Source organism: Rhodococcus erythropolis R138 (genome assembly GCF_000696675.2).
GTDB classification, from domain to species: domain Bacteria; phylum Actinomycetota; class Actinomycetes; order Mycobacteriales; family Mycobacteriaceae; genus Rhodococcus_F; species Rhodococcus_F erythropolis.
The window spans coordinates 1,501,737-1,521,082 of record NZ_CP007255.1 but is presented as its reverse complement, the minus strand read 5'-3'; the positions used below and the strand labels follow the sequence as shown (position 1 = coordinate 1,521,082).

Annotated in this window: 20 protein-coding genes; 9 read left to right on the top strand and 11 right to left on the bottom strand. The window is 62.7% G+C overall.

What is annotated here, in order from left to right; all coding sequences use genetic code 11:
* Positions 1-39 precede the first annotated feature (39 nt).
* Positions 40-1,416 carry an NAD-dependent succinate-semialdehyde dehydrogenase gene (locus H351_RS07110; RefSeq protein WP_021345629.1) on the top strand — a complete coding sequence of 459 codons (1,377 nt, stop codon included), beginning with the start codon at positions 40-42 and terminating at the stop codon, positions 1,414-1,416.
* Between the two features lie 99 nt (positions 1,417-1,515).
* Here H351_RS07110 and H351_RS07105 read toward each other — a convergent pair whose 3' ends face one another.
* Positions 1,516-1,794 carry a hypothetical protein gene (locus H351_RS07105; protein ID WP_029256335.1) on the bottom strand — a complete coding sequence of 93 codons (279 nt, stop codon included), beginning with the start codon at positions 1,792-1,794 and terminating at the stop codon, positions 1,516-1,518.
* A 49-nt stretch (positions 1,795-1,843) separates the two neighbouring features.
* Here H351_RS07105 and H351_RS07100 point away from each other — a divergent pair, with 49 nt between their 5' ends.
* Positions 1,844-2,287, top strand: a complete 444-nt coding sequence (locus tag H351_RS07100; protein ID WP_020970887.1) for a hypothetical protein — start codon at positions 1,844-1,846, stop codon at positions 2,285-2,287.
* Between the two features lie 4 nt (positions 2,288-2,291).
* On the opposite strand, the gene H351_RS07095 is transcribed toward H351_RS07100, so the two are convergent.
* Entirely contained in the window at positions 2,292-3,125 is an 834-nt protein-coding gene (locus H351_RS07095; RefSeq protein WP_029256336.1) for an alpha/beta fold hydrolase, read from the bottom strand.
* Between the two features lie 75 nt (positions 3,126-3,200).
* Here H351_RS07095 and H351_RS07090 point away from each other — a divergent pair, with 75 nt between their 5' ends.
* From H351_RS07090 to H351_RS07070, 5 genes are all read left to right on the top strand, one after another.
* Complete coding sequence (locus tag H351_RS07090; RefSeq protein ID WP_019745433.1) at positions 3,201-3,680, top strand: MarR family winged helix-turn-helix transcriptional regulator; 480 nt, start codon at positions 3,201-3,203, stop codon at positions 3,678-3,680.
* Positions 3,677-4,309 (top strand): 5-oxoprolinase subunit B family protein, encoded by a 633-nt coding sequence (locus H351_RS07085; RefSeq protein ID WP_029256337.1) that lies wholly within the window; start codon positions 3,677-3,679, stop codon positions 4,307-4,309. Before H351_RS07090 ends, H351_RS07085 begins: the two co-directional genes overlap by 4 nt.
* A complete protein-coding gene (locus tag H351_RS07080; RefSeq protein WP_029256338.1) occupies positions 4,306-5,169 on the top strand; it encodes a 5-oxoprolinase subunit C family protein in 864 nt (287 codons plus the stop codon). Before H351_RS07085 ends, H351_RS07080 begins: the two co-directional genes overlap by 4 nt.
* A gap of 47 nt (positions 5,170-5,216) precedes the next feature.
* Positions 5,217-6,767 carry a bifunctional 3'-5' exonuclease/DNA polymerase gene (locus H351_RS07075; protein ID WP_029256339.1) on the top strand — a complete coding sequence of 517 codons (1,551 nt, stop codon included), beginning with the start codon at positions 5,217-5,219 and terminating at the stop codon, positions 6,765-6,767.
* Between the two features lie 102 nt (positions 6,768-6,869).
* Positions 6,870-9,095, top strand: a complete 2,226-nt coding sequence (locus H351_RS07070) for an MMPL family transporter (RefSeq protein WP_029256340.1) — start codon at positions 6,870-6,872, stop codon at positions 9,093-9,095.
* A 3-nt stretch (positions 9,096-9,098) separates the two neighbouring features.
* Here H351_RS07070 and H351_RS07065 read toward each other — a convergent pair whose 3' ends face one another.
* From H351_RS07065 to H351_RS07050, 4 genes are read right to left on the bottom strand one after another with little or no spacing between them, the layout of a single operon-like run.
* A complete protein-coding gene (locus H351_RS07065) occupies positions 9,099-9,944 on the bottom strand; it encodes a DNA-3-methyladenine glycosylase family protein (RefSeq protein ID WP_029256341.1) in 846 nt (281 codons plus the stop codon).
* A complete protein-coding gene (locus H351_RS07060) occupies positions 9,941-10,540 on the bottom strand; it encodes a methylated-DNA--[protein]-cysteine S-methyltransferase (protein ID WP_029256342.1) in 600 nt (199 codons plus the stop codon). The genes H351_RS07065 and H351_RS07060 overlap by 4 nt, the downstream gene beginning before the upstream one ends.
* Entirely contained in the window at positions 10,537-11,091 is a 555-nt protein-coding gene (locus H351_RS07055) for an RNA polymerase sigma factor (RefSeq protein ID WP_020909250.1), read from the bottom strand. Before H351_RS07055 ends, H351_RS07060 begins: the two co-directional genes overlap by 4 nt.
* The gene (locus H351_RS07050) at positions 11,078-11,578 is read right to left on the bottom strand and encodes a methylated-DNA--[protein]-cysteine S-methyltransferase (RefSeq protein ID WP_019745441.1); all 501 of its coding nucleotides are present in this window, start codon (positions 11,576-11,578) and stop codon (positions 11,078-11,080) included. Before H351_RS07050 ends, H351_RS07055 begins: the two co-directional genes overlap by 14 nt.
* 144 nt (positions 11,579-11,722) lie before the next feature.
* On the opposite strand from H351_RS07050, the gene H351_RS07045 reads away from it, so the two are divergent.
* Entirely contained in the window at positions 11,723-12,268 is a 546-nt protein-coding gene (locus tag H351_RS07045; RefSeq protein WP_019745442.1) for a hypothetical protein, read from the top strand.
* Here H351_RS07045 and H351_RS07040 read toward each other — a convergent pair whose 3' ends face one another.
* The 4 genes from H351_RS07040 to H351_RS07025 all read right to left on the bottom strand — a co-directional run bounded on the left by H351_RS07040 (position 12,269) and on the right by H351_RS07025 (position 17,090).
* Positions 12,269-13,006: an SDR family NAD(P)-dependent oxidoreductase gene (locus H351_RS07040; protein WP_020970896.1), complete on the bottom strand. Its 738-nt coding sequence runs from the start codon at positions 13,004-13,006 to the stop codon at positions 12,269-12,271. It lies immediately after the preceding gene.
* On the bottom strand, positions 13,003-14,028 hold the full coding sequence (locus H351_RS07035; RefSeq protein WP_021345641.1) for a phosphotransferase family protein: 1,026 nt from the start codon (positions 14,026-14,028) through the stop codon (positions 13,003-13,005). The genes H351_RS07040 and H351_RS07035 overlap by 4 nt, the downstream gene beginning before the upstream one ends.
* Positions 14,025-15,236 (bottom strand): acyl-CoA dehydrogenase family protein, encoded by a 1,212-nt coding sequence (locus tag H351_RS07030; protein WP_029256343.1) that lies wholly within the window; start codon positions 15,234-15,236, stop codon positions 14,025-14,027. Before H351_RS07030 ends, H351_RS07035 begins: the two co-directional genes overlap by 4 nt.
* 75 nt (positions 15,237-15,311) lie before the next feature.
* The gene (locus H351_RS07025) at positions 15,312-17,090 is read right to left on the bottom strand and encodes an ABC transporter ATP-binding protein (RefSeq protein ID WP_037120584.1); all 1,779 of its coding nucleotides are present in this window, start codon (positions 17,088-17,090) and stop codon (positions 15,312-15,314) included.
* A gap of 95 nt (positions 17,091-17,185) precedes the next feature.
* Here H351_RS07025 and H351_RS07020 point away from each other — a divergent pair, with 95 nt between their 5' ends.
* The gene (locus H351_RS07020; protein ID WP_019745447.1) at positions 17,186-17,773 is read left to right on the top strand and encodes a TetR/AcrR family transcriptional regulator; all 588 of its coding nucleotides are present in this window, start codon (positions 17,186-17,188) and stop codon (positions 17,771-17,773) included.
* On the opposite strand, the gene H351_RS07015 is transcribed toward H351_RS07020, so the two are convergent.
* Complete coding sequence (locus H351_RS07015; protein ID WP_021345644.1) at positions 17,708-19,243, bottom strand: LuxR C-terminal-related transcriptional regulator; 1,536 nt, start codon at positions 19,241-19,243, stop codon at positions 17,708-17,710. The two genes, H351_RS07020 and H351_RS07015, sit on opposite strands and share 66 nt — an antisense overlap.
* Positions 19,244-19,346: the final 103 nt, after the last annotated feature.

Here is a 19,346-nt window from a genome sequence, read left to right as displayed (position 1 = left end):
TTCGGGAATCTTCGACCCCCTTCCGCACGTTGTACAACTATGGCTAATTACAAAACAGTCAATCCCGCGACAGGTGAAACCGTCAGGGAATTCGATACTTTGGATGACGCCGGAGTTGAAGCCGCACTTGCGAACACGCATCGCGGCTACTTGACCTGGCGCAACAGTGCGCCACAGCAACGTGCGGCAGTCCTGAGCAAGACCGCCGAACTGTACACAGAGCGAGCAGATGAACTGGCCCGAATGATCTCGTTGGAGATGGGTAAGCCGGTCCGCGAGGCCAAGGGCGAAGTACAACTCTCGGCCGCGATCTATCAGTGGTACGCAGACCACGGTCCGGCGTTGCTCGAGGAAGAACGGCTCGACGTTCCCGGGGCCGAGGAGTCGGTTGTGTACCGGCGACCGATCGGTGCCCTGATCGGCGTCATGCCGTGGAACTTCCCGTACTACCAGGTCGCCCGCTTCGCGGCACCGAATCTCATGCTGGGCAACACGATCATTCTCAAGCACGCGTCCAACTGTCCGCAGTCGGCTCTGCTGATGGAAGAGATCTTGCGACAAGCCGGATTGCCGGACGACGCGTACGTCAACGTCTTCGCGACCAACGAGCAGATCGCGGACATGATCGCCGATCCACGAGTTCAAGGTGTGTCACTGACTGGCAGCGAACGCGCCGGCACCAGTGTCGCCGAAACTGCGGGACGCAATCTCAAGAAGGTCGTCCTCGAACTCGGCGGATCGGACGTGTTCATTGTCCTCGATTCCGACGACATGGATGCCACCGTCAAGTCCGCAACCAAGGCGCGTCTGTCCAATGCCGGTCAGGCCTGCAATGCGGCCAAGCGTTTCATCGTCACCGAAGATTTCTACGACGACTTCACCCGCAAATTGGCGACGTCCTTCGAATCCGTTTCTGCCGGTGACCCGTTGGACGAATCCACTGTCCTGGGCCCGTTGTCCTCACAGAGCGCGGCAGACACTCTGATCGAGCAGATCGACGACGCTGTGTCCAAGGGAGCGACGCTGCTCACCGGTGGGAAGAAGATCGACGGCCCGGGCGCCTACGTTCAGCCGACGTTGCTCGCAGACGTGACCCCGGACATGCGGGCTTACAGCGAAGAACTGTTCGGACCTGCCGGCGTCGTCTACAAGGTCAAGTCGGCCAGCGAGGCTGTGGAACTTGCCAATTCGTCGGTCTACGGTCTGAGCGGGTCTGTCTGGAGCAGCGATCTCGATTCCGCCCGGTCGGTCGCTGCCGATCTCGACGTGGGAATGGCGTTTGTCAACGAGCACGGAACGACGTTGCCCGGTCTGCCCTTCGGCGGAGTCAAGCGCTCCGGAGTCGGCCGCGAGCTCGGTCCGTGGGGAATGGACGAGTTCGTGAACAAGAAGCTGCTCCGCGTCTCCAAGAAGTAGCTCGGTGCAAAAGTAGCGCAATACAAAGGAAGGCCCTGATCTCTGTTGAGGTCGGGGCCTTTCCTCATATCCCACGGACCAGCAAGAGCAATGCCCTGGTCACTCGCTTGCCGGAGTGACACTCCCACGAGTGAGGCTCCACCCGAACCTCGTCGCGATGACAGCTGACAGCCAGCCCAACAGCGCACCCACCAGTGGAGCAGCGATCGCGGTGTAGATCGCCTCGTTGGAAACACCAACCGACACGGCGGAGTCACCGACAAAGGCGAAATCGGTTCGGGAGGCGACGGACGCCATCTCGATCAGGCCGGAGACAACAATAATCAGGAACCCCAGCAGGAAACCGAAGCCGGCCAGAAGAAGATGAAGTGCACGCATCCGATCAGTCTGCCTGTAACACCTATCCAGATAAAACCGACCTGCTGGTATGACACTTTCACGAATCGCTCGCACTACCGTGATCGCCGCCGCCATCAGCGCGAGCGCCGCCATCTGTTCCGCGACGTCAGCTTCCGCGGACGTAGTAGACGTCACGGTCCTTCCGGGTCTCAGCAGCGGGCCGACAACACCGTACGGGGCGGGCTGCACGTATCTGGTGGTTGCCAGGACAGCAGCGTTGGACGAGTCGAACGTCTCGATTGTCGACCTGAACCGGGCGTCGACCATGTTCCCGCAGGAATTGATCTGGGACACCGTCAATCCCTATTTCACCTTGCCGGTTGTACTCGGCCACGCCGTCACGCTGTGGACTCCGACCGCACCCGGCGAACACTCTCTGATGGCCTACCAGACGTCCGCGGGCGGGCCGGTCACAACGGTCGATGTCAATCCGGCCACCCCGATCGGTCCGGGGTGCGTCGTCGCACCCTGATCCGCTAGCCCTCCAAGAAGTCGACGAGCACCCGGTTGAGTTCATCGGCGGGAACCATCGGAATACTGTGATGTGAAGCATCTTTCAGCACCTCGACACGTGCTGCGGGAATCCTCTCCCGCACCGACGTCGACACCGTTTCCGCATCATGCACCCGTCCGTCCTGTGCGAGGACCACCAACAACTCGACATCCAGTGCGCTCAAGTCCTCTTTCGAAGGACGTTGAGGCACTACGAGATCGGGTCGCGGTAGATCCGAAGTGCCCACTTCCACAAGAGACAGCCAGTCGGAGTCGATACTCGACTCACCTGTCTCCCACTCCAGCAGTCGTCGTCGGCGTGCTCGCGACGGGGATATCAACAGCGGAAGCGCACGCAGAAGGTAGCCCGCCTTCATGCCGGCGAAACTCGAATTAGGATCGAGCAGAACAAGTTTCCCGACACGATCCGGTCGATGCAGCGCAAAGGCCAACGCAATCATTGCGCCGTAGGAATGTCCGATCACATCGACGGTGTCGGCGCCGGTGCAATCGACTATCGAGTCCATCCACTCGATCAGATCGTCGACGGACTTCATCGGATCACCATTGGGAATGCTGAGTCCGGCATCGCCCAGGGTGTCGACGGCAAAAACACGCCGGAATTTCGACAGCGCCGCAACGTTGTCGAACCACACCGTCGAAGTGGCACCTCCCCCGGGCAGAAGGATCAACGGCCGCGAGTCTTCAGGTCCACAGACGTTCACATGCGTTCGGCCGAACCGGCCTGAGAGATCCACACCCAGCGGTTTTTGCGGCCATTTGGTCAGTACCGCGTCGTATGCGCGATTGAAGTCCATTCCCCACCCCCATTTTCTCTCGACTATCGAGATAGTAGACAATCGAGAGACAACACACCAGGGCTGGAGGCATCCATGAGCGTCGGCGATGCAGAAGACGAAGCGATGGCGATCGTCCACTCGCTTCGCGCACTGACCGTCGACTTGAACGTGGCGGTTTCCGGCTTTGCGAACAAGTACAAAATGCACTCGACCGACGTCCGCGCACTGATCTGCCTTCTCGATGCCGAGCGCTCGGACACACCGGCGACGCCTGGTTGGTTGGGCTCACAGCTCGGGATCAACTCGGCGTCGGTGACTGCACTGGTCGACCGGATGGTCAAAGCGGGGCACGTAGCTCGGGAGCGAGATTCAGCGGACCGTCGACGGGTGCTCTTGCAGGTCACACCATCGGCGGTCACTCTGGGCGAGAGCTTCTTCGGCCCCCTCATTTCACGGGCTGCGAGCACCGTCGGGAATTACACCGCGGCCGAGCGAGCTACCATCGCGAGTTTCATCGTGGCGATGCGAGCGGACGTGGAGCGGACTCGAATCGATCGGGAGCCCTCCCTGTGACTCGCATACTTCCCGCGGGAGAACGCGCATTTCTCGTAGACCTCGATTCCGAAGCTGACGTTCTCGCGTTCACCGAAGCACTGACGCGTAACACCCCGGTCGGGGTCGAAGACTTCCTCCCCGCTGCTCGCACGGTCCTGGTCACGTGCACCCCGGCGGCAGATCTCACGTACGTCCGGAAGTGCTTGAACGATCTCGAGCAAACCAATTCTGCCGCGACCACAGACGAGCATTCCGAGACGGATGCACTCACCATCGCCGTCAGGTACGACGGGCCCGACCTCGACGACGTCGCACAGTCACTCGGAATGAGCCGTTCCGAGGTGGTTGCGGCCCATACCGGGGCGATGTGGCGTTGCGCCTTCATCGGATTCGCACCCGGCTTCGCCTACCTGACTTCAGGCGACACTCGGCTCGACGTTCCACGTCGAACTCAGTCGCGAACCGCAGTGCCAGCCGGTTCCGTCGCCCTGGCCGCTGGATACAGCGCGATCTACCCGCGGGCATCGCCGGGTGGCTGGCAGATCATCGGGAGCACCGACGCCGTGATGTGGGATCTGAACGCCACACCACCGGCCGCCGTTCAGCCCGGGTGCCGCGTGCGCTTCGTCAACGAGGACGACCGATGAGCGGTCTGGAGATACTCGACACCGGGCCGCTGAGTTTGATCCAGGACCTCGGACGGACCGGACACCTTCGCTCAGGCGTCGGGGTTTCCGGTGCTGCGGACAGGCGATCGCTCAAACTCGGCAACCGGCTCGTCGGCAACGACGAGGGCGCGGCAGGCGTCGAGGTCCTCCTGGGCGGATTGAGCATTCGAGCGCAGCAACAGGCAACGATCGCGTTCACCGGGGCGCCCGCACAGGCCTACCGCGACGGCATTCCGGTCGGGCATTCGAGCGTGATCGCTCTCGACGTCGGTCAGACCGTCCGCCTCGACTACGCACCGAGTGGCCTGCGGACGTATCTGACCGTTCGAGGCGGCATTGTGGTTCCCGAGATCCTGGGATCGCGCAGCACCGACACCATGTCCGGGATAGGTCCGGCGCCTCTCGAGCCCAAGGTTGTTCTCCCGATCGGGCCTTCGCCGACCGCGTTCTCGCTCGTCGACCTTGCACCAGTTCCACCGATGACAAACGAGACTCTCGAGATTCGAGTCGTATTCGGGCCGCGCGCAGATCGATTCACCAACCCCGAATCGCTCCTGCGGGGGCAGTGGGCGGTCTCCACCGACTCGGACCGAATCGGGGCGCGACTCGATCGTGTCGGCACCGACGAACTGCTGCAACAAACGAATGACGCCGAACTCCCCACCGAAGGCGTAACGCTCGGATCGATCCAGGTCCCACCCAGCGGCCAACCTGTCGTGTTCCTCGCCGATCACCCGATCACCGGCGGGTATCCGGTGGTCGGAGTGGTCGCGGACGCAGATATCGACCGACTCGGCCAAGCCCGCCCGGGTCAGCACATCCGGTTCGTCGGGGCCTGAGCAGCGCCGAGCGATGGCGTGTCGGACCCTGCCGTCACACTGATGTCGTGCGAGTTGTCCTGGTCCCCGGTAGTACGACGTCCACGGGAGCTGTGACGGCAACTGTCCTACGGACCGATCCCGGTGGAACGCCGCTCGCCGATCCCGTCGAATACCCCGACCTGATCGCAGCGGTGCGCACCATCGAGGAAGCCGAGCACCCGCGGTGGGTGTGGCCGAGTACGGCGACCGTGTACCCACCGCTACTGCGGGCAGGCGTACGGGTTCAGCGGTGCCACGACATCTCCCTGACCCGCGCGATACTCGGAATGCGCGTCGGCAAACCGTCACCGCCTGCCGAGGAGTTCGACGACGATCGACTCGGACTCTTCGACACTGCACCCGTTCTCGATCCTCTCGCCGTCGCCACCGAATTCGCCGATCAGCGCGCAACCATCGGCACGGACGCTCGACTGGACTTGTTGATCGCAGCAGAATCGGCCGGCGCTCTCAGCGCCGCCGAGATGACGCACACGGGCCTGCCGTTCTCGACGCAGAAGCACCGCGAACTCCTCGAAGAACGACTGGGGCCGCGGCCGACGGGATACGACCTCCCCGCACGCATGCAGGAACTTGCCGCCCAGATCAGCGAGGTCTTCGGGCGCACCGTCAATCCTTCGTCTTCGGTGGAGATCACCGAGGCGTTCGGGCGTCAGGGCATCGAACTGCCGTCGACGCGCAAGTGGTTTCTGCAGGAAATCGATCATCCGGCTGTGCCGCTGCTCCTACGTCACCGCGAACTCGCCAAGCTGTACAGCACCAACGGTTGGCAGTGGATGGACAGTTGGGTGCGGGGCGATCGATTCCGCCCGATCTACGTTCCCGGTGGTGTCGTGTCCGGCAGGTGGGCGAGCCGGGGCGGCGGGGCCCTCCAGATTCCTAAGACCATGCGCTCAAGCGTCGTCGCAGATCCGGGCCACGTGTTCGTCGTCGCCGACGCCGGTCAGCTCGAACCCCGAATTCTGGCCGCCATGTCCGGCGACCGCCGCATGATGGCTGCCGCCGGCGACGACGATTTGTACGCACTTGTCGGTGCCGAAGCCTTCGGCGGGGATCGCGCAAAAGCCAAGGTCGCAATCCTCGGAGTCCTGTACGGGGCGACGGCGGGTGAAGCCAAAGCACTGCTCATCTTGTTGCGGAAGCGATTCCCGGTCGCCGTCGAGTACGTCGAGCAAGCTGCCAAGGCAGGTGAGCGCGGCGAGGTGGTGAAGTCACTGCTCGGCCGGGCCTGTCCCCCACCGTCTCCCGACTTCTACTCCCACGGCGACGCTCATGCCCGCGGTCGTTTCACGCGAAACTTCGTCGTTCAGGCCACTGCGTCCGAGTGGGCGTTGTGCCTGCTCGCCGACCTCAGGCGACGCCTCGCCGAAGATCCGGACGGCGAGTTAGTCTGCTTCCAGCACGACGAAGTGGTCGTGCATACCCGAAACCCCGAGTCAGGTGCCGCCCACGTGCTGGCCGCTGCGGCTTCGGCAACTCGATTGTTGTTCGGCGACACAGTCGTTCGTTTTCCCATGGACGTCGCAGCCCGCGAGACTTACGGCAAAGGCACTTCGTAGCGTCGTCAATTCCACTCCAAGTGGTTCCACCGCGCCCGTATTGCGTGTTCTACTGGAAAACGTTGCTTTGTTGGTGCTGGTCGACTGCGTTCGAGGAGAACCATGACCAAGCTGGATACAACTGATGCAGAACGGAACGAGCGCGGAACGGTCAAACGCCGTCGACTGCCGATCTTCACCGTGATCGCGCTTGCAATCTTTGCCTTCGTCGCAGGCGGATTCGGCGGTTCGTTCCAAGGCAAACTCGCCGAGGTTCAGAAGAACGACAACGCCTCGTACCTGCCGAGTTCCGCAGAATCGACGATCGTCAGCAATCAATCCGCGAACTTCCTCGCGGTCGAGACGATCCCTGGTTTTGTTCTGTTCCATCGAGATTCGGCCCTCACCGAGGCGGACAAATCTGCAATCAACTCGGCGTACGGCGCTATTGCCGGCATCTCCGGAGTAGACGCCGACGGAATGCAACCCACTCAGTACTCCGCCGACGGCACAACTGCGTCGATCTTCGTGCCACTCGTCGCCAAAGACGGAGACACATCCGTGGCAGGCGATGTCCTGGCGACCACCGAGCAGAACGTCATCGACGCAGCAAAACAAGCAGCTGGTGATGTCGAGGTACTCCCAGCCGGGCCAGGTGGGCTACTCGTTGCGTTCATCGACGCCTTTGCCGGTCTGGACGGAGCGCTCCTTGGCGCGGCACTCCTGGTCGTGATCCTCATCCTGCTTGTCGTGTACCGATCGCCGGTGTTGTGGTTCTTCCCGCTGTTCTCCGCGCTCCTCGCCATCGGCTTGTCGTCGATGGTGATCTATTTCCTCGCGAAAGCCGAATTACTCACTCTGACCGGACAATCTCAAGGCATCCTTTTCGTGTTGGTGATCGGTGCCGGTACCGACTACGCCCTACTCTTGATCTCTCGCTATCGCGAAGAACTGCACACGTATCCCAACCGCTTCGACGCGATGATCAAGGCCTGGCGCGAGTCTGCGCCGGCCATCACCGCTTCGGCTGTCACCGTGATTCTCGGTCTGCTCTGCCTGACGTTCTCTCAACTCAACTCCAACAAGAGCCTCGGACCCGTCGCCGCCATCGGGATCGCCTGCACCTATCTGGTGATGATGACGTTCATGCCGGTCGCTCTGGCCGCCACCGGACGGTGGGTCTTCTGGCCGCGCAAGCCCAAGGTCGATCACGCCGCAGACCTTACGACGCACGGGATGTGGGGCAAGATCGCCGAGGCCGTCGGCAGCAAGGACCGCCCACTGTGGATCGGCGCCACAGTCTTGTTGATCATCCTGTTCGCGGCCGGGATCGGCAGTCTCAAAACCGATGGCCTGACATCCACCGAAAGCTTCACCAATCGTCCCGACGCTGTTGTCGGACAAGAACTCTACGACTCGAAGTTCGATCCCGGAGCCGGCGCACCGGCCGTGATCACCGCAAACGCCGACCAGGCCGACGCCGTCATCAAAGCAGCCAGCGGCGTCGAAGGTATCTCGCAGGATCCCGGCGCCGTCTGCACCCAGGTGGACGTCGCAAAGGTCAGCGAGCTGATCAAGACCAACCCCGCTGCCGTCGCACAAGCCGCCGCTGCGGGTTGCGCCCCTGCGGCTTTCACCGTTGCACCGATCGACGGCCGAACCATGATCAATGCAACCCTCGCCGACTCTTACGATTCGCCGCAGGCACTCGAAACTGTCAAGCGACTGCGGACTGCCGTCCACGACGTGCCCGGCGCCGACGCGCTCGTCGGCGGCAGCACGGCCACCACCCTCGATGTCCAGGCGGCCTCGGTCCGCGACAGAAACCTGATCATCCCGATCGTGTTGGTGGTGATCTTCCTGGTCTTGGCCGCTTTGCTCCGTGCTCTGCTGATCCCGGTGATTCTCATTGTCACCGTGGTGCTTTCCTTCGCGGCGACGCTCGGTGTGAGCGGATTCTTCTTCACACACGTATTCGGGTTCGCCGGGGCGGATCAATCGTTCCCACTGTTCACCTTCGTGTTCCTGGTCGCTCTGGGTATCGACTACAACATCTTCCTGATGACCCGTGTGCGAGAGGAGACCGGAGAATTCGGCACCCGCGCAGGTGTCCTGCGCGGTCTTGCGGTCACCGGGGGTGTGATCACCTCAGCCGGAATCGTCTTGGCCGCAACATTTGCCGTACTGGGCATCCTGCCGCTGGTCTTCCTCGCCGAGATCGGATTTGCCGTGGCCTTCGGTGTGCTGCTCGATACGATCATCGTGCGCAGTGTCCTGGTGCCTGCGCTCTCTCACGACATCGGGAAACGTATATGGTGGCCGTCCGAACTGGCCCGCGCGAAAGATTGACCACTACAGAAACGCTTCCTTGGTCCACAGATGAAAGAGTGCGTACGCTCGCCAGGGTCGCCAGCGCTCGGACAACGCTGCGGCTTCTTTGCTCGACGAGACCCCCAACGTTCGCTTCAACACCAGATCGTCGGGTACGAAGGCGTCGCGATCACCGAGAATTCGAACAGTGAGATAGTCAGCAGTCCACGGTCCGATTCCCGTTAGCGCCAACAACTCTCGCCGAAATTGGACAGGATCCGCATCCCAGGAGAGATCGAGACCGTTCGCAGCCGCAGTTGCCAACGTGTGCACTGTTCTTGCGCGCGCTGTGGTCAATCCGACGGCTTTCTGTATGTCCTCCGGCGATTGCGCTGCAACCGCGTCCGGATCAGGGAAGGCAAGAAACTCCCCTTCCACCGGCGCTCCGAATGCGCTGACAAAACGACCACCGAACGTCCTCGCTGCGGCGAGCGAAACCTGTTGTCCCAGAACGGTGAGCACTGCGGTCTCGAACCCGTCCACCGATCCGAGCACCCGCAATCCTGGACGGGCGGCAACGAGTGGGGCCAACAACTCATCGCTACCGAACGCTGCTTCGACAGCAGTGTGATCGGCGTCGAGGTCGAGCCAACGACGCACGATCACCTCCAGCACTGCGGAATCCTCCGCCGGCACATCGGAATCCACGACGACACCGTCGTCTGTCCACGACACCGACACAACTACCGGGCCGGAAGGCAACGGTATGACTCTGGTGTGAACACCGTCGTCGTGACGCTCGAGGCCTGCGACGCAGTGAGCCCGCAGGGCACCGGTAAGCGGTTCGACTGCATAGGGCGCCTGAAAGCGCAGCGTCACTGCGCTCACCGGCCGGCTTCCAGATCCAGCAGAATCGCTTTCAGTTCGGGGCCGCCGGCGTACTGCCCGAGGCTGCCGTCGCTGCGCACCACCCGGTGACACGGGACCACCAACGGCAGCGGATTCTTTGCGCATGCGGTCCCGACGGCACGCACCGCACCCGGGCTTCCCGACGCTACTGCGACCACCGAATAGCTTGCAGTGTGGCCGTATTCGATCTCGGGGAGATGACGCAACACTTCGCGTCGGAACCCCTTCGCGAGTTGGAAGTCCAAGCGCAGATCGAATTCTCGACGCGCACCGGCAAAGTACTCGTCCAACTCGCGAGCGACAGTGTCCAGCCTGCGCGGGTAATGAAGCACACGGGGGCTGACGGTGTCCGCCAAACGTTCCAGAACGAGGTCGTGCCCTTCGACGGCAAAGGCAACCCGCACCAGGCCGACATCGGTCGCCGCCAGGAGCAGCTTTCCGACCGGCGAATCGACGGTTCGATATGCCACGTCGATCAATTCAGCTTCGGACGCCTGCGCAGCCAGGCGCGCCCGTAGGCGGATCATGGCGTCAGCGTCAACGGCTGGAAGCGCCTCGAACACATCGTTACTCATGAGTGACTCCCTTCCGCAGCGGTAGCGGACAAGTAGGTTCTTCGTAGTGTGGCGATACCGTCGGCACCCGCGCGTCTGGCGGCCGCCGGGGTGTTGCCGAGGATGTCCGCGATCTCTGCGTACGGCAGCCCACCCAGAAAGTGATAGGCGACTGCCGCACGTTGTTTGAGCGGTAGCTGTTCGAGTGCGTCCCAGAGTTCGTGATCCCACGTTCCGGGTACGCCGATTCGCGTCGGCAACTCCGGAACCTCGTCTGTCGGCACGGCCACGCGGGCGCGCACTCGGGTGATGTCGATTGCCTTGCGGTGCGCGATGGTCACCAGCCAGGCTTCGATGTTCGCGTCCGGATTCAGATCCGGATATGCCCGCATCGCTGCGATGAACGTCTCGGACCACGCGTCCTCGGCGTCGACGGGACCGACCACCGCGCGGCAGACACGGAGGACCACTGCACCGTATTCGGTCACGACGTCTTCGAACGGTTTGAGTCTCACGATCGGTAGACGTTCCCGATCACCGAATTGTGAGCCGAGCGCATCAGAAGAGGACATCCGATTCGCCGCCGTGCTCGCGGTCGAGCAGGAACCGCTTGCGTTCGAGGCCGCCGGCGAAACCGGTCAGACTTCCGTCGCTACCGACCACACGATGGCAGGGAACGATGATGCTGATCGGATTCTTGCCGTTTGCCGCGGCGGCGGCACGGATCGCAAGCGGGTTACCCAAAGTTTGCGCGAGCTCCATGTATGTCCAGGTTTCGCCGTACGGGATCGTTCGCAAGGTATCCCACACCCGCTTCTGGAACTCGGTACCCACGGGCGCCAGCGGCACGGAGAACTCCGTGCGATCACCCTCGAAGTACTCGGTGAGCTGCGATTCGACTTCACCGAAGACCGCCGCGGAACGATCACCGAACGTGGACTCGTCCGGCTTGTGGCGATGCTCCGCCATGTACAGCCCGCAGAGGTCGTCACCTGCTGCTACCAGCGTCAACGCCCCGATCGGCGAGTCGATCACGGTGTGTGTACGGATAGCCGTCATGTCTCGATCCTTCCAGGTTGCGCGGTGCAGCAGGCAGCGGGTGAATTGATTGTCCGCGCCGGCACCGACACCTCGAAGACGCCGCTGGCCTCGTGAATGTGAGATTTACCTGTACTTTGACGTCACATCAGGCAGTATCGAGGGATGGCTCTAGTTTTGCCCGGCAGCTCCACCGTCGTCCGCTCCGTCGGCGACGTGGTGCACTGGTCCCTGTCCACGGTCGCTTTTGCGGTCACCCTGCCCACTCGACTCGAGGCGCTCCTCTTCTCGGTCGAGAGGTTGGTGGCACGCATCAACCAGATCGCCGACAACGCCGACCGCGTCGTCATCGGAGCCGCCGCCGTGACCGTTCGAGCTGAGACGCTGGTCGAGGCCGTCGAACAGACCTCGGACATCGCGGGACAACTCCTCGAGATCTACGAGCCCATTGCGTTGCAGCTCGCGCCGCTGGCGGCCAGATTCGCCGACGACCTGTCCGAGGCGGAGGTCAGCGCCGCGATCAAACTGATCGACCAACTGCCGGAGCTCACCGACCGCGTGACCGCGGTGCTGCCCATCCTCGGAACCTTGGACTCCGTCTCGCCCGAGATCCACGAACTCCTCGGAGTGGTGAAGGACCTGCGTCAGGCGATCGTCGGAGTGCCCGGCTTCCACTTTTTCCGCAAGCGGGGCGAAGCCAAGCTGGATTGATCAGGCCGAGTAGCCGTTGGTTCCGGCTCGCGTCATGACGACCTTCGGAACCACTGCTCGAGACGAGAGCTTGAGCAGTCCGTCCACCAACTCCACGATGTCGTCGACCTTGATCATGGTCTCGGGTGTGATCCGATCGTGCGTCCACGCCGACATGTCCGTGTCGACGTAACCGGGAGCAATGGCCGTCGCGCTCACTCCGTTTCCGGATTCCTCGGCGTTGAGTGCTTCGACCATCGAAATGAGTGCAGCTTTGGTGGCTCCGTAGACGGCCAGACCGCTCTCGGCGTAGACGCCGGCCATCGAGGCGAGAGCGATCACCTTTGCTCCGCCGGCGAGGTCCGCGTCCGCCGCTGTACGCAGGAGCGGCAGCGACGCTTGCAATAGTGCGAACGGTGTCCGGAGATTGACGGCAACGGTCTTGTCGAAACGTCGCATGGGGTAGTCAGCCACTCGCCCACTGGTTCCCACTCCGGCGTTGAGGACGAGGGCTCGCATGGAGCCGAACCGCTCGCCGTGCGTGGCTACGAGTGCTGCGGCGAAGTTCTCGTCCGCCATGTCGCCGGCCGAGACGACGACGTCCGGCGATCCGGCGCGCGTAAGTTCTTCGGCGACAACGGCGAGCCGTTCGGCATCACGCGCCGTGATGGTCAGCCCGTACCCTTGCGAAGCCAAGCGTGTTGCGATGCCGAGCCCGATTCCCTTGGAGGCGCCGGTGACCAGTGCTGATCGAGTCATTCGAATTTCCCTTGCAGTGCGTTGAGTCCGGCCGAGATCAGTTCCGGCACAGAAGATCCAGCCTTGTCGAATCCCCCGCCGACGGTGGCTCCTGCTCGGAATCGGTGATCGATGCCCTGCGCCACGACTGCGAGTTTGAAGAACCCGAGCGCCATGTAGAAGTTCCAATGCGCCAGTTCACGACCCGAAACGGACGAATACCGTTGCGCCAGATCGACAACGGACGGTAGCGACGGGCTCGTCCACGCAGCAGGCTCACCCAGAACCAGATCCAGCGCGGGATGCCGATAGACGCACATCATCGCGATGTCCGCCAGCGGATCTCCCAGCGTCGACAGTTCCCAGTCCACCACTGCGGCAACCTTGGTGACGTCGTTCGCCGCGAGAATCGTGTTGTCGATCCGGTAGTCGCCGTGCACGATCGACGAGGCCGATTCAGCCGGAATCAATTCCGCGAGGCTCGACGCCAACCTGTCCACATCGGCCGAGTCCTCGGTCTTGACGCGTGACCATTGACCGGCCCACAACTTCACCTGACGGGCTACGTAACCGTCGGGTCGGCCGAGTTCGCCGAGACCCACTGCGTTGTAGTCGACGTCGTGCAGGGCAGCGAGAACACGCACCAACTCGTCGGTGCACTGCGTGACCAGCTCTGCCGGAACAGCTTCCAACTCGGTTTTGGTCCGGATCACTTGACCGGTGACGAACTCGACCACCGTGAACGACGCACCCATCACCGAGGCGTCCTCGCACAGCACGACGGTCGGGGCGACCGGCACGGCGGTGTTCTGCAACGCCGAGGTGATTCGGAACTCGCGCGCAACGTCGTGCGCCGACGGCGTGAGGCCGGCCGTGGGTGGACGACGCAGAATCCACTTCGAGTTGTCGTCGAAGATTCCGTAGGTGAGATTGGATTTGCCGCCTGAAATCAGTTCGGCTCGCAACTCACCGCTCACCTCGACGCCTGCGGCTTGCAGATACTTGTGGAGCGCCGCGAGATCGAGTCCTGGGAAGTCCGTCACTTCGACTCCTCCCGAGCAGCGCGCTTTGCGGCGCCGACAACACGTTTCGCAATTGCCCAGCGATGAACCTCGGACGGACCGTCGTAAACGCGGAAGGGACGCACTTCGCGGGACAACCGTGCCAGCGGCAGATCGCCGGACACGCCTATTCCGCCACACATCTGAATGGAGCGGTCGACGATCCGGAAGATCGCCTCGGCCGCGTAGGTCTTGGCGATGGACGTCGCGTTGCTCGCGTGCCCGCCCTGATCGAGTTCGAAGCAGGCCTGCACCAGAAGTGCGCGACTGGCTGCGATGTCGATCTCGTTGTCGGCGACCATCTTCTGGATCATTCCGAGATCACCGAGTTTCGAGCCGAAGCCTTCTCGTTCGGCAACCCTGGCCACGGCGACGTCGTGGCCGCGGCGTGCTGCACCGAGCCAGCGCATCACGTGCGTCATGCGGGCGGGACCGAGACGAACCTGCGCGTAGGCGAATCCCTGATCGACCTCACCGAGAACGGCCTCGTCGGGAACGAAGAGATCCTCGAACGTGACCTCGCAGTGCCCGCCGATCATGGACTTGTCGAGAGTGTCGATGTGTCGACCCACGATGAGACCCGCTGTGTCCGTCGGCGTCAGGAACATGGTCGCTCCGCCGCGCTGCCCGGGCTCGCCGGAGGTGCGCGCCATGATGATGAAGAATCCGGCGCCGTCGGCGCCGGTGATGAACCATTTCTTACCGTTGATCTTCCAGCCACCGGGGACTTTCTCGGCGCGGGTGTTCAAAGCCGAGGGATCGGATCCCGCTCCCGGCGCGGGTTCGGTCATGGCGAATGCCGACCGCATGTCCCCGCTTGCGAGCGGCGCGAGGAACTGCTGCTTCTGTGCTTCGTTCGCGACGTGGGCCAGCATGTGAACATTGCCCTCGTCCGGCGCAGCGATGTTGAGCGCCGTCGGCCCGAAGAGCGAGTAGCCGGCTTCCTCGAAGACAGGCGCGCGATCACTCATGTTGAGTCCGTGGCCGCCGTACTCGATCGGTGCATGCGGTGCGAAGACACCGGCTTCTTTTGCTGCCGCCTGCATCTCGATGCGGATGGCATCGCCACCCGCGACGGCGATGTCACCGGCGTGTTCGTCTTCGATGGGGAGCACTACGTTGCGCGTGAAGTCGCGCGTCTTCTCGATCAGCGCCACCACCTCGGGCGCGTACGTCAGATCGATTGCCACCAGCCACCTCCGAAAGAACATCCCGACCGAGCGATCGCTCGGTAACAGCACTCTCGCACATGCCGATGCGCCGGGTCAACAATCTTCGAGCATCGCCTCGCCCTGATCGAGCCGGCCGGCAACCACCATGTCGCGGTACAGATCGTCCTTGTCCATGAGCTCGTCATGGTTGCCGATGTTGCGGATCCGACCGTCTTCCATGACCACGATCCAGTCGGCGTCACGCACCGTTGAGAGCCGGTGAGCGATGGTCACCACGGCCCCGGTACGTGCACGTTCGTTGATCGCGTCGACAATCGCGGCTTCGGTGAGTGTGTCGACCTGGGCAGTGGCTTCGTCGAGCAGAAGCAAAGCACTCGGTCGCAGAACTGCGCGTGCCATCGCGATCCGCTGACGTTGGCCGCCCGACAGCGAGGTGGCCGTCAGAGCGGTGTCGAGTCCGTTCGGCAGGGCCTCGATCGCGTCGTCGAGTCGGAGCAAGCGCAGAACGGCCTGGACTTCTTCGTCCGTCGCGTCGGGATGGCTGAAGACGACGTTCTCCCGAATCGTTCCGGGCACCACCGGTGTCTCTTGCTCCACGTACGCGAGACTCTCGCGCACAGCGCGGTGATCGAGCGCGTCGTAACCGACTCCATGCAGGAGAACCTCACCCGATCGCGGTTCGACAAATCGCAGCACAGTCGAGAGCAAGGTCGTCTTTCCGGCACCCGACGGGCCGACGATGGCCATGTGCCCACGCGTCGGAATGACCAGCGAGACATCGCGCAACGCCGGCTGGTTCGATCCGTGATAACTCACGGTGACGTCGCGCAACTCGATCAGCGGCGCGGCAGCGCTTGTTTTCGCGACCACGTCCACGACCTCGTCGTACTGCTCGGTGGGCAACGACTGCATCTCGCGAATCCGGATAGCTGCCGCGATTCCCGACTGAACGGAAGTCACATTCTGCGCCAGCTCCGACACCGGCCCCATCAGGGTGAAGGCGTAGAGCAGAAACGCGATGAGCGTCGAGACTGCCATTTCGCCGTCGGCGACTCGCCAGGCACCGAAGCCCAGGATGGCAATGATCGATCCTTGAATGGCGGTCCACGCGACAGTCCACGCGGTTGCCGACACTCGAACCGCCGTGATCGCATGCTTTTTCGCATCGGACGCATTGTTCGTCACCAGAGCGCCGACGCGATCCTCGGCGAGGGAAACCTTGACCGTCCGGATCGCACGCAAGCCACCCTCGAGTACGCCGCCAAGCTGACCGAGCGATTCCTGGGTTCGCGCTTCGGCTGCGGAAATCCGAGGCATCAGAACGGCAAAGAGTATGGAGGCGAACACGATTGCCACCATGGTGACCCCCAACAACGGCAGATCCAGAACGCCCATCAGAACAATCGTTCCGATGGTCAACGCGGCTGCGTTCAGAATATTCACCGCGGCCGACGACGCCGCCTCCCGCAGCAGCAAGGTGTCCGACGTGACCCGGGTGACCAATTCACCCACGGATCGCGATTGCAGCGAAGGTACGGTCGCCGCCAGGAATCGCTTCACCAGCGAAGACCTGGCGTCGAAGACAACCTTCTCGGCGGCGGTTCCGAGAACGATCCACTGAGCACAACCGAGCACAGCACCGACGATCAGAAGGACGACGAGCGTGAGGATCGGTCCCTTCAGCGACGCACCGGTATCGAGGGTGTCGAGAACCCACTTGGTGACCATCGGCGTTGCCAGCGTCGCCGCCGAGCCGCACAGCGCCAGTACCAATCCGAGGAGGAGCGACGGCAGATGCGGTCGAGCGAACTCCGAGAGGACGCGGAGATTGCTCCATTTCGGTGCGGGCTGAGAAGCGTCGGATTCAAGCATGAATTTATGGAACACGAATGTTCCATAAAGGGCAAGAGAAATTCCGATTCGGAAACACTGGATACCGAAACCGGACACGGCTACGCTTCGAATTCGTGACAACGATCCACAGCGCACCAGAACAAAGCGCGACCCGCGAGCGCACACGGAAGGCCATCCTCGATGCTGCCGTTTCGGTGTTCGCATCCAAGCCTGCTGCGACCCTCAGCGAGATCGCTTCGGCCGCGAAGGTCGGCCGGACCACTTTGCACCGCTACTTTCCCGAACGATCCGACCTGGTCGACGCAGTCGCGGCCGAGGCCACTCGCGCCGTCGGTGAGGCCGCAGCAGCGGCGCGACTCGGTGAGGGCACCGGAGCCGAGGCACTGGTTCGCCTCTGCCACGAATACTTCGAACTGGCCGACCTTTTGACGGTCCTGTTCTTCACTCCCGGCGTCTATCAAGAAGATTCGTTTGCCGAGTCCGCGTCGAACGACGACGGAGTCACCGACGCCATCGAACGCGGACACTCCGACGGGTCCATCGACCCCGACATGGGTTCGGACTGGGTGCAGAACCTACTGTGGTCACTGCTTTACACGTCGATGGACTACGTGAACCGCGGTTCCGGGACTCGACTACAAGCCTTGGATCTGACGGTTCGCAGCCTCCGTCGCGGAATCGCCCCCGATCCCGCGGTCTAGGTTGTCGGCTGCTTGAACAGCGGCACGCCGCTTGGCCACACCTAATTTGCGGTAAATCGAGCGAATGTGAGTCTTCACAGTGGGATAGGCGATGCCGAGGTGCGCAGCGATCTCGTCTGCAGTCATCGTGGTGCGCAGAAAAGTGAGAATCTCGTTCTCGCGTTCGGTCAGGACTCCGGCGAGCTGGGCAGAGAGCCTGCTCCGTTTTTCCAGAATCGTGCGCAGGAGGTCCTGGTGTCTCGACCCCTGTATTGCGTGCGCGTTCAAGAGATCGACAATTACCGGATCGCCGCTGAGAAAGGGGGCGAGGATCTGCTCCGGGATTGCCTCAGCCAGCGCACGATCCAGCTGCTCGTGCGCCTGCGGCCCACGCCCTGCGACGGAGCTCAGCGCTGCAGAGGTGACAAGTGTGCTCACCAGCGCATATCGCGGCAGCGCGGCCGAGCTTGCCAACCGAAGCGCCTGCGCCGACGGTTCCGGATCCCCCAAGACTCGATAGAGCTCGGCGAGCAGCGCGTGAGCGACCGCAGCACCTGTTCTGGTCAGCGTGGGCTTCGCGATGCGGCGCGCTTGCTCGTCCTGCCCCTGAGCGTGGGCGAGCCAGGCCGTGGTGACGCGCCGCAGCGTATCCCAAGGAATGCCGTGCTTGTCCGCAGTGCTCACGCCTCGCAGCAGCCGAGCGGCGTTGTGGTACCGGTCTTTCCGGTTCAGAGCGATCAGGCTCATCACCAGGTACAGACGGGCGAGCGCCTCGAAGTTGGTTCCGGGACTGCCCTCCACGATTATCGAGTCGAACTGAGCGATCGCTTCCTCGAAGTCGCCACGCCAATAGGCGATGCACCCTCGATTCGACTGTGGGAGTCCACCTTCGAAGCGTTCCCAGTCGGATGCAACCTCTCGGGCAGGAAGGCCGTCGAGGATCTGTTCGGCTTCGGTGAACACTCCCGCGTGGGTGAGTGCAAAAGCCAAATTGGATTGCGCGAGACGCAACGTCTCCGCACGCGACTGCAACCGCGCTTCATCGCCGGCGGAGCGAAGTAGCGCGATGGCGCGAGGTAGATCACGACGAAGCCTGATCTCGGTCCACCCGAGGAGGAAAAGTGCGGACGGGTAATCGTCCTCGGGCTCGCACTGGGCGAGGGCGTGACGCGCGCGATCGGCGATGACGGCCTTGGTCGAGGTGTCCGGAGCGAGCAGTAGGTCGGTGAAACAGACGACAAAATCGTCGGACGCAACCCGTAGACCCTGCCCGCGTAGAAACTCCGCGCCGTACGGATCGCCGCTGAGGTCGCGGCAGCACGCCCGTATCAGCAGGATGTGTGGATCGTGCGGATCGGGATGCGCAAGGCAGAGTTGCTCGAGTTCCCTGGTATGAGATTCGAGAATCAGACGGAGCCAGTTCTTCCGCAGGACGCGTCGAGCCTGCTCCGCCTCACCGGAGGCAAGTGCGTCACGCACGGCTTCGATCATGTGTCGAAGATACTCGAGACGTTCGACGGCCGTGGAAATCCCGTCTCATCCGCTTCGGATGAGACAGCGATCGAAGCATGCGGAAACCGGTGAGAATTGCCGG

Excerpts from the sequence above, each read along its gene's own strand:
- H351_RS07110 (WP_021345629.1), top strand. The coding sequence starts at position 40 with ATGGCTAATTACAAAACAGTCAATCCCGCGACAGGTGAAACCGTCAGG.
- H351_RS07080 (WP_029256338.1), top strand. The coding sequence starts at position 4,306 with ATGAGCGGTCTGGAGATACTCGACACCGGGCCGCTGAGTTTGATCCAG.
- H351_RS07100 (WP_020970887.1), top strand. The coding sequence starts at position 1,844 with ATGACACTTTCACGAATCGCTCGCACTACCGTGATCGCCGCCGCCATC.
- H351_RS07060 (WP_029256342.1), bottom strand. The coding sequence starts at position 10,540 with ATGAGTAACGATGTGTTCGAGGCGCTTCCAGCCGTTGACGCTGACGCC.
- H351_RS07105 (WP_029256335.1), bottom strand. The coding sequence starts at position 1,794 with ATGCGTGCACTTCATCTTCTTCTGGCCGGCTTCGGTTTCCTGCTGGGG.
- H351_RS07055 (WP_020909250.1), bottom strand. The coding sequence starts at position 11,091 with ATGTCCTCTTCTGATGCGCTCGGCTCACAATTCGGTGATCGGGAACGT.
- H351_RS07070 (WP_029256340.1), top strand. The coding sequence starts at position 6,870 with ATGACCAAGCTGGATACAACTGATGCAGAACGGAACGAGCGCGGAACG.
- H351_RS07050 (WP_019745441.1), bottom strand. The coding sequence starts at position 11,578 with ATGACGGCTATCCGTACACACACCGTGATCGACTCGCCGATCGGGGCG.
- H351_RS07025 (WP_037120584.1), bottom strand. The coding sequence starts at position 17,090 with ATGCTTGAATCCGACGCTTCTCAGCCCGCACCGAAATGGAGCAATCTC.
- H351_RS07095 (WP_029256336.1), bottom strand. The coding sequence starts at position 3,125 with ATGGACTTCAATCGCGCATACGACGCGGTACTGACCAAATGGCCGCAA.
- H351_RS07040 (WP_020970896.1), bottom strand. The coding sequence starts at position 13,006 with ATGACTCGATCAGCACTGGTCACCGGCGCCTCCAAGGGAATCGGGCTC.
- H351_RS07090 (WP_019745433.1), top strand. The coding sequence starts at position 3,201 with ATGAGCGTCGGCGATGCAGAAGACGAAGCGATGGCGATCGTCCACTCG.
- H351_RS07045 (WP_019745442.1), top strand. The coding sequence starts at position 11,723 with ATGGCTCTAGTTTTGCCCGGCAGCTCCACCGTCGTCCGCTCCGTCGGC.
- H351_RS07015 (WP_021345644.1), bottom strand. The coding sequence starts at position 19,243 with ATGATCGAAGCCGTGCGTGACGCACTTGCCTCCGGTGAGGCGGAGCAG.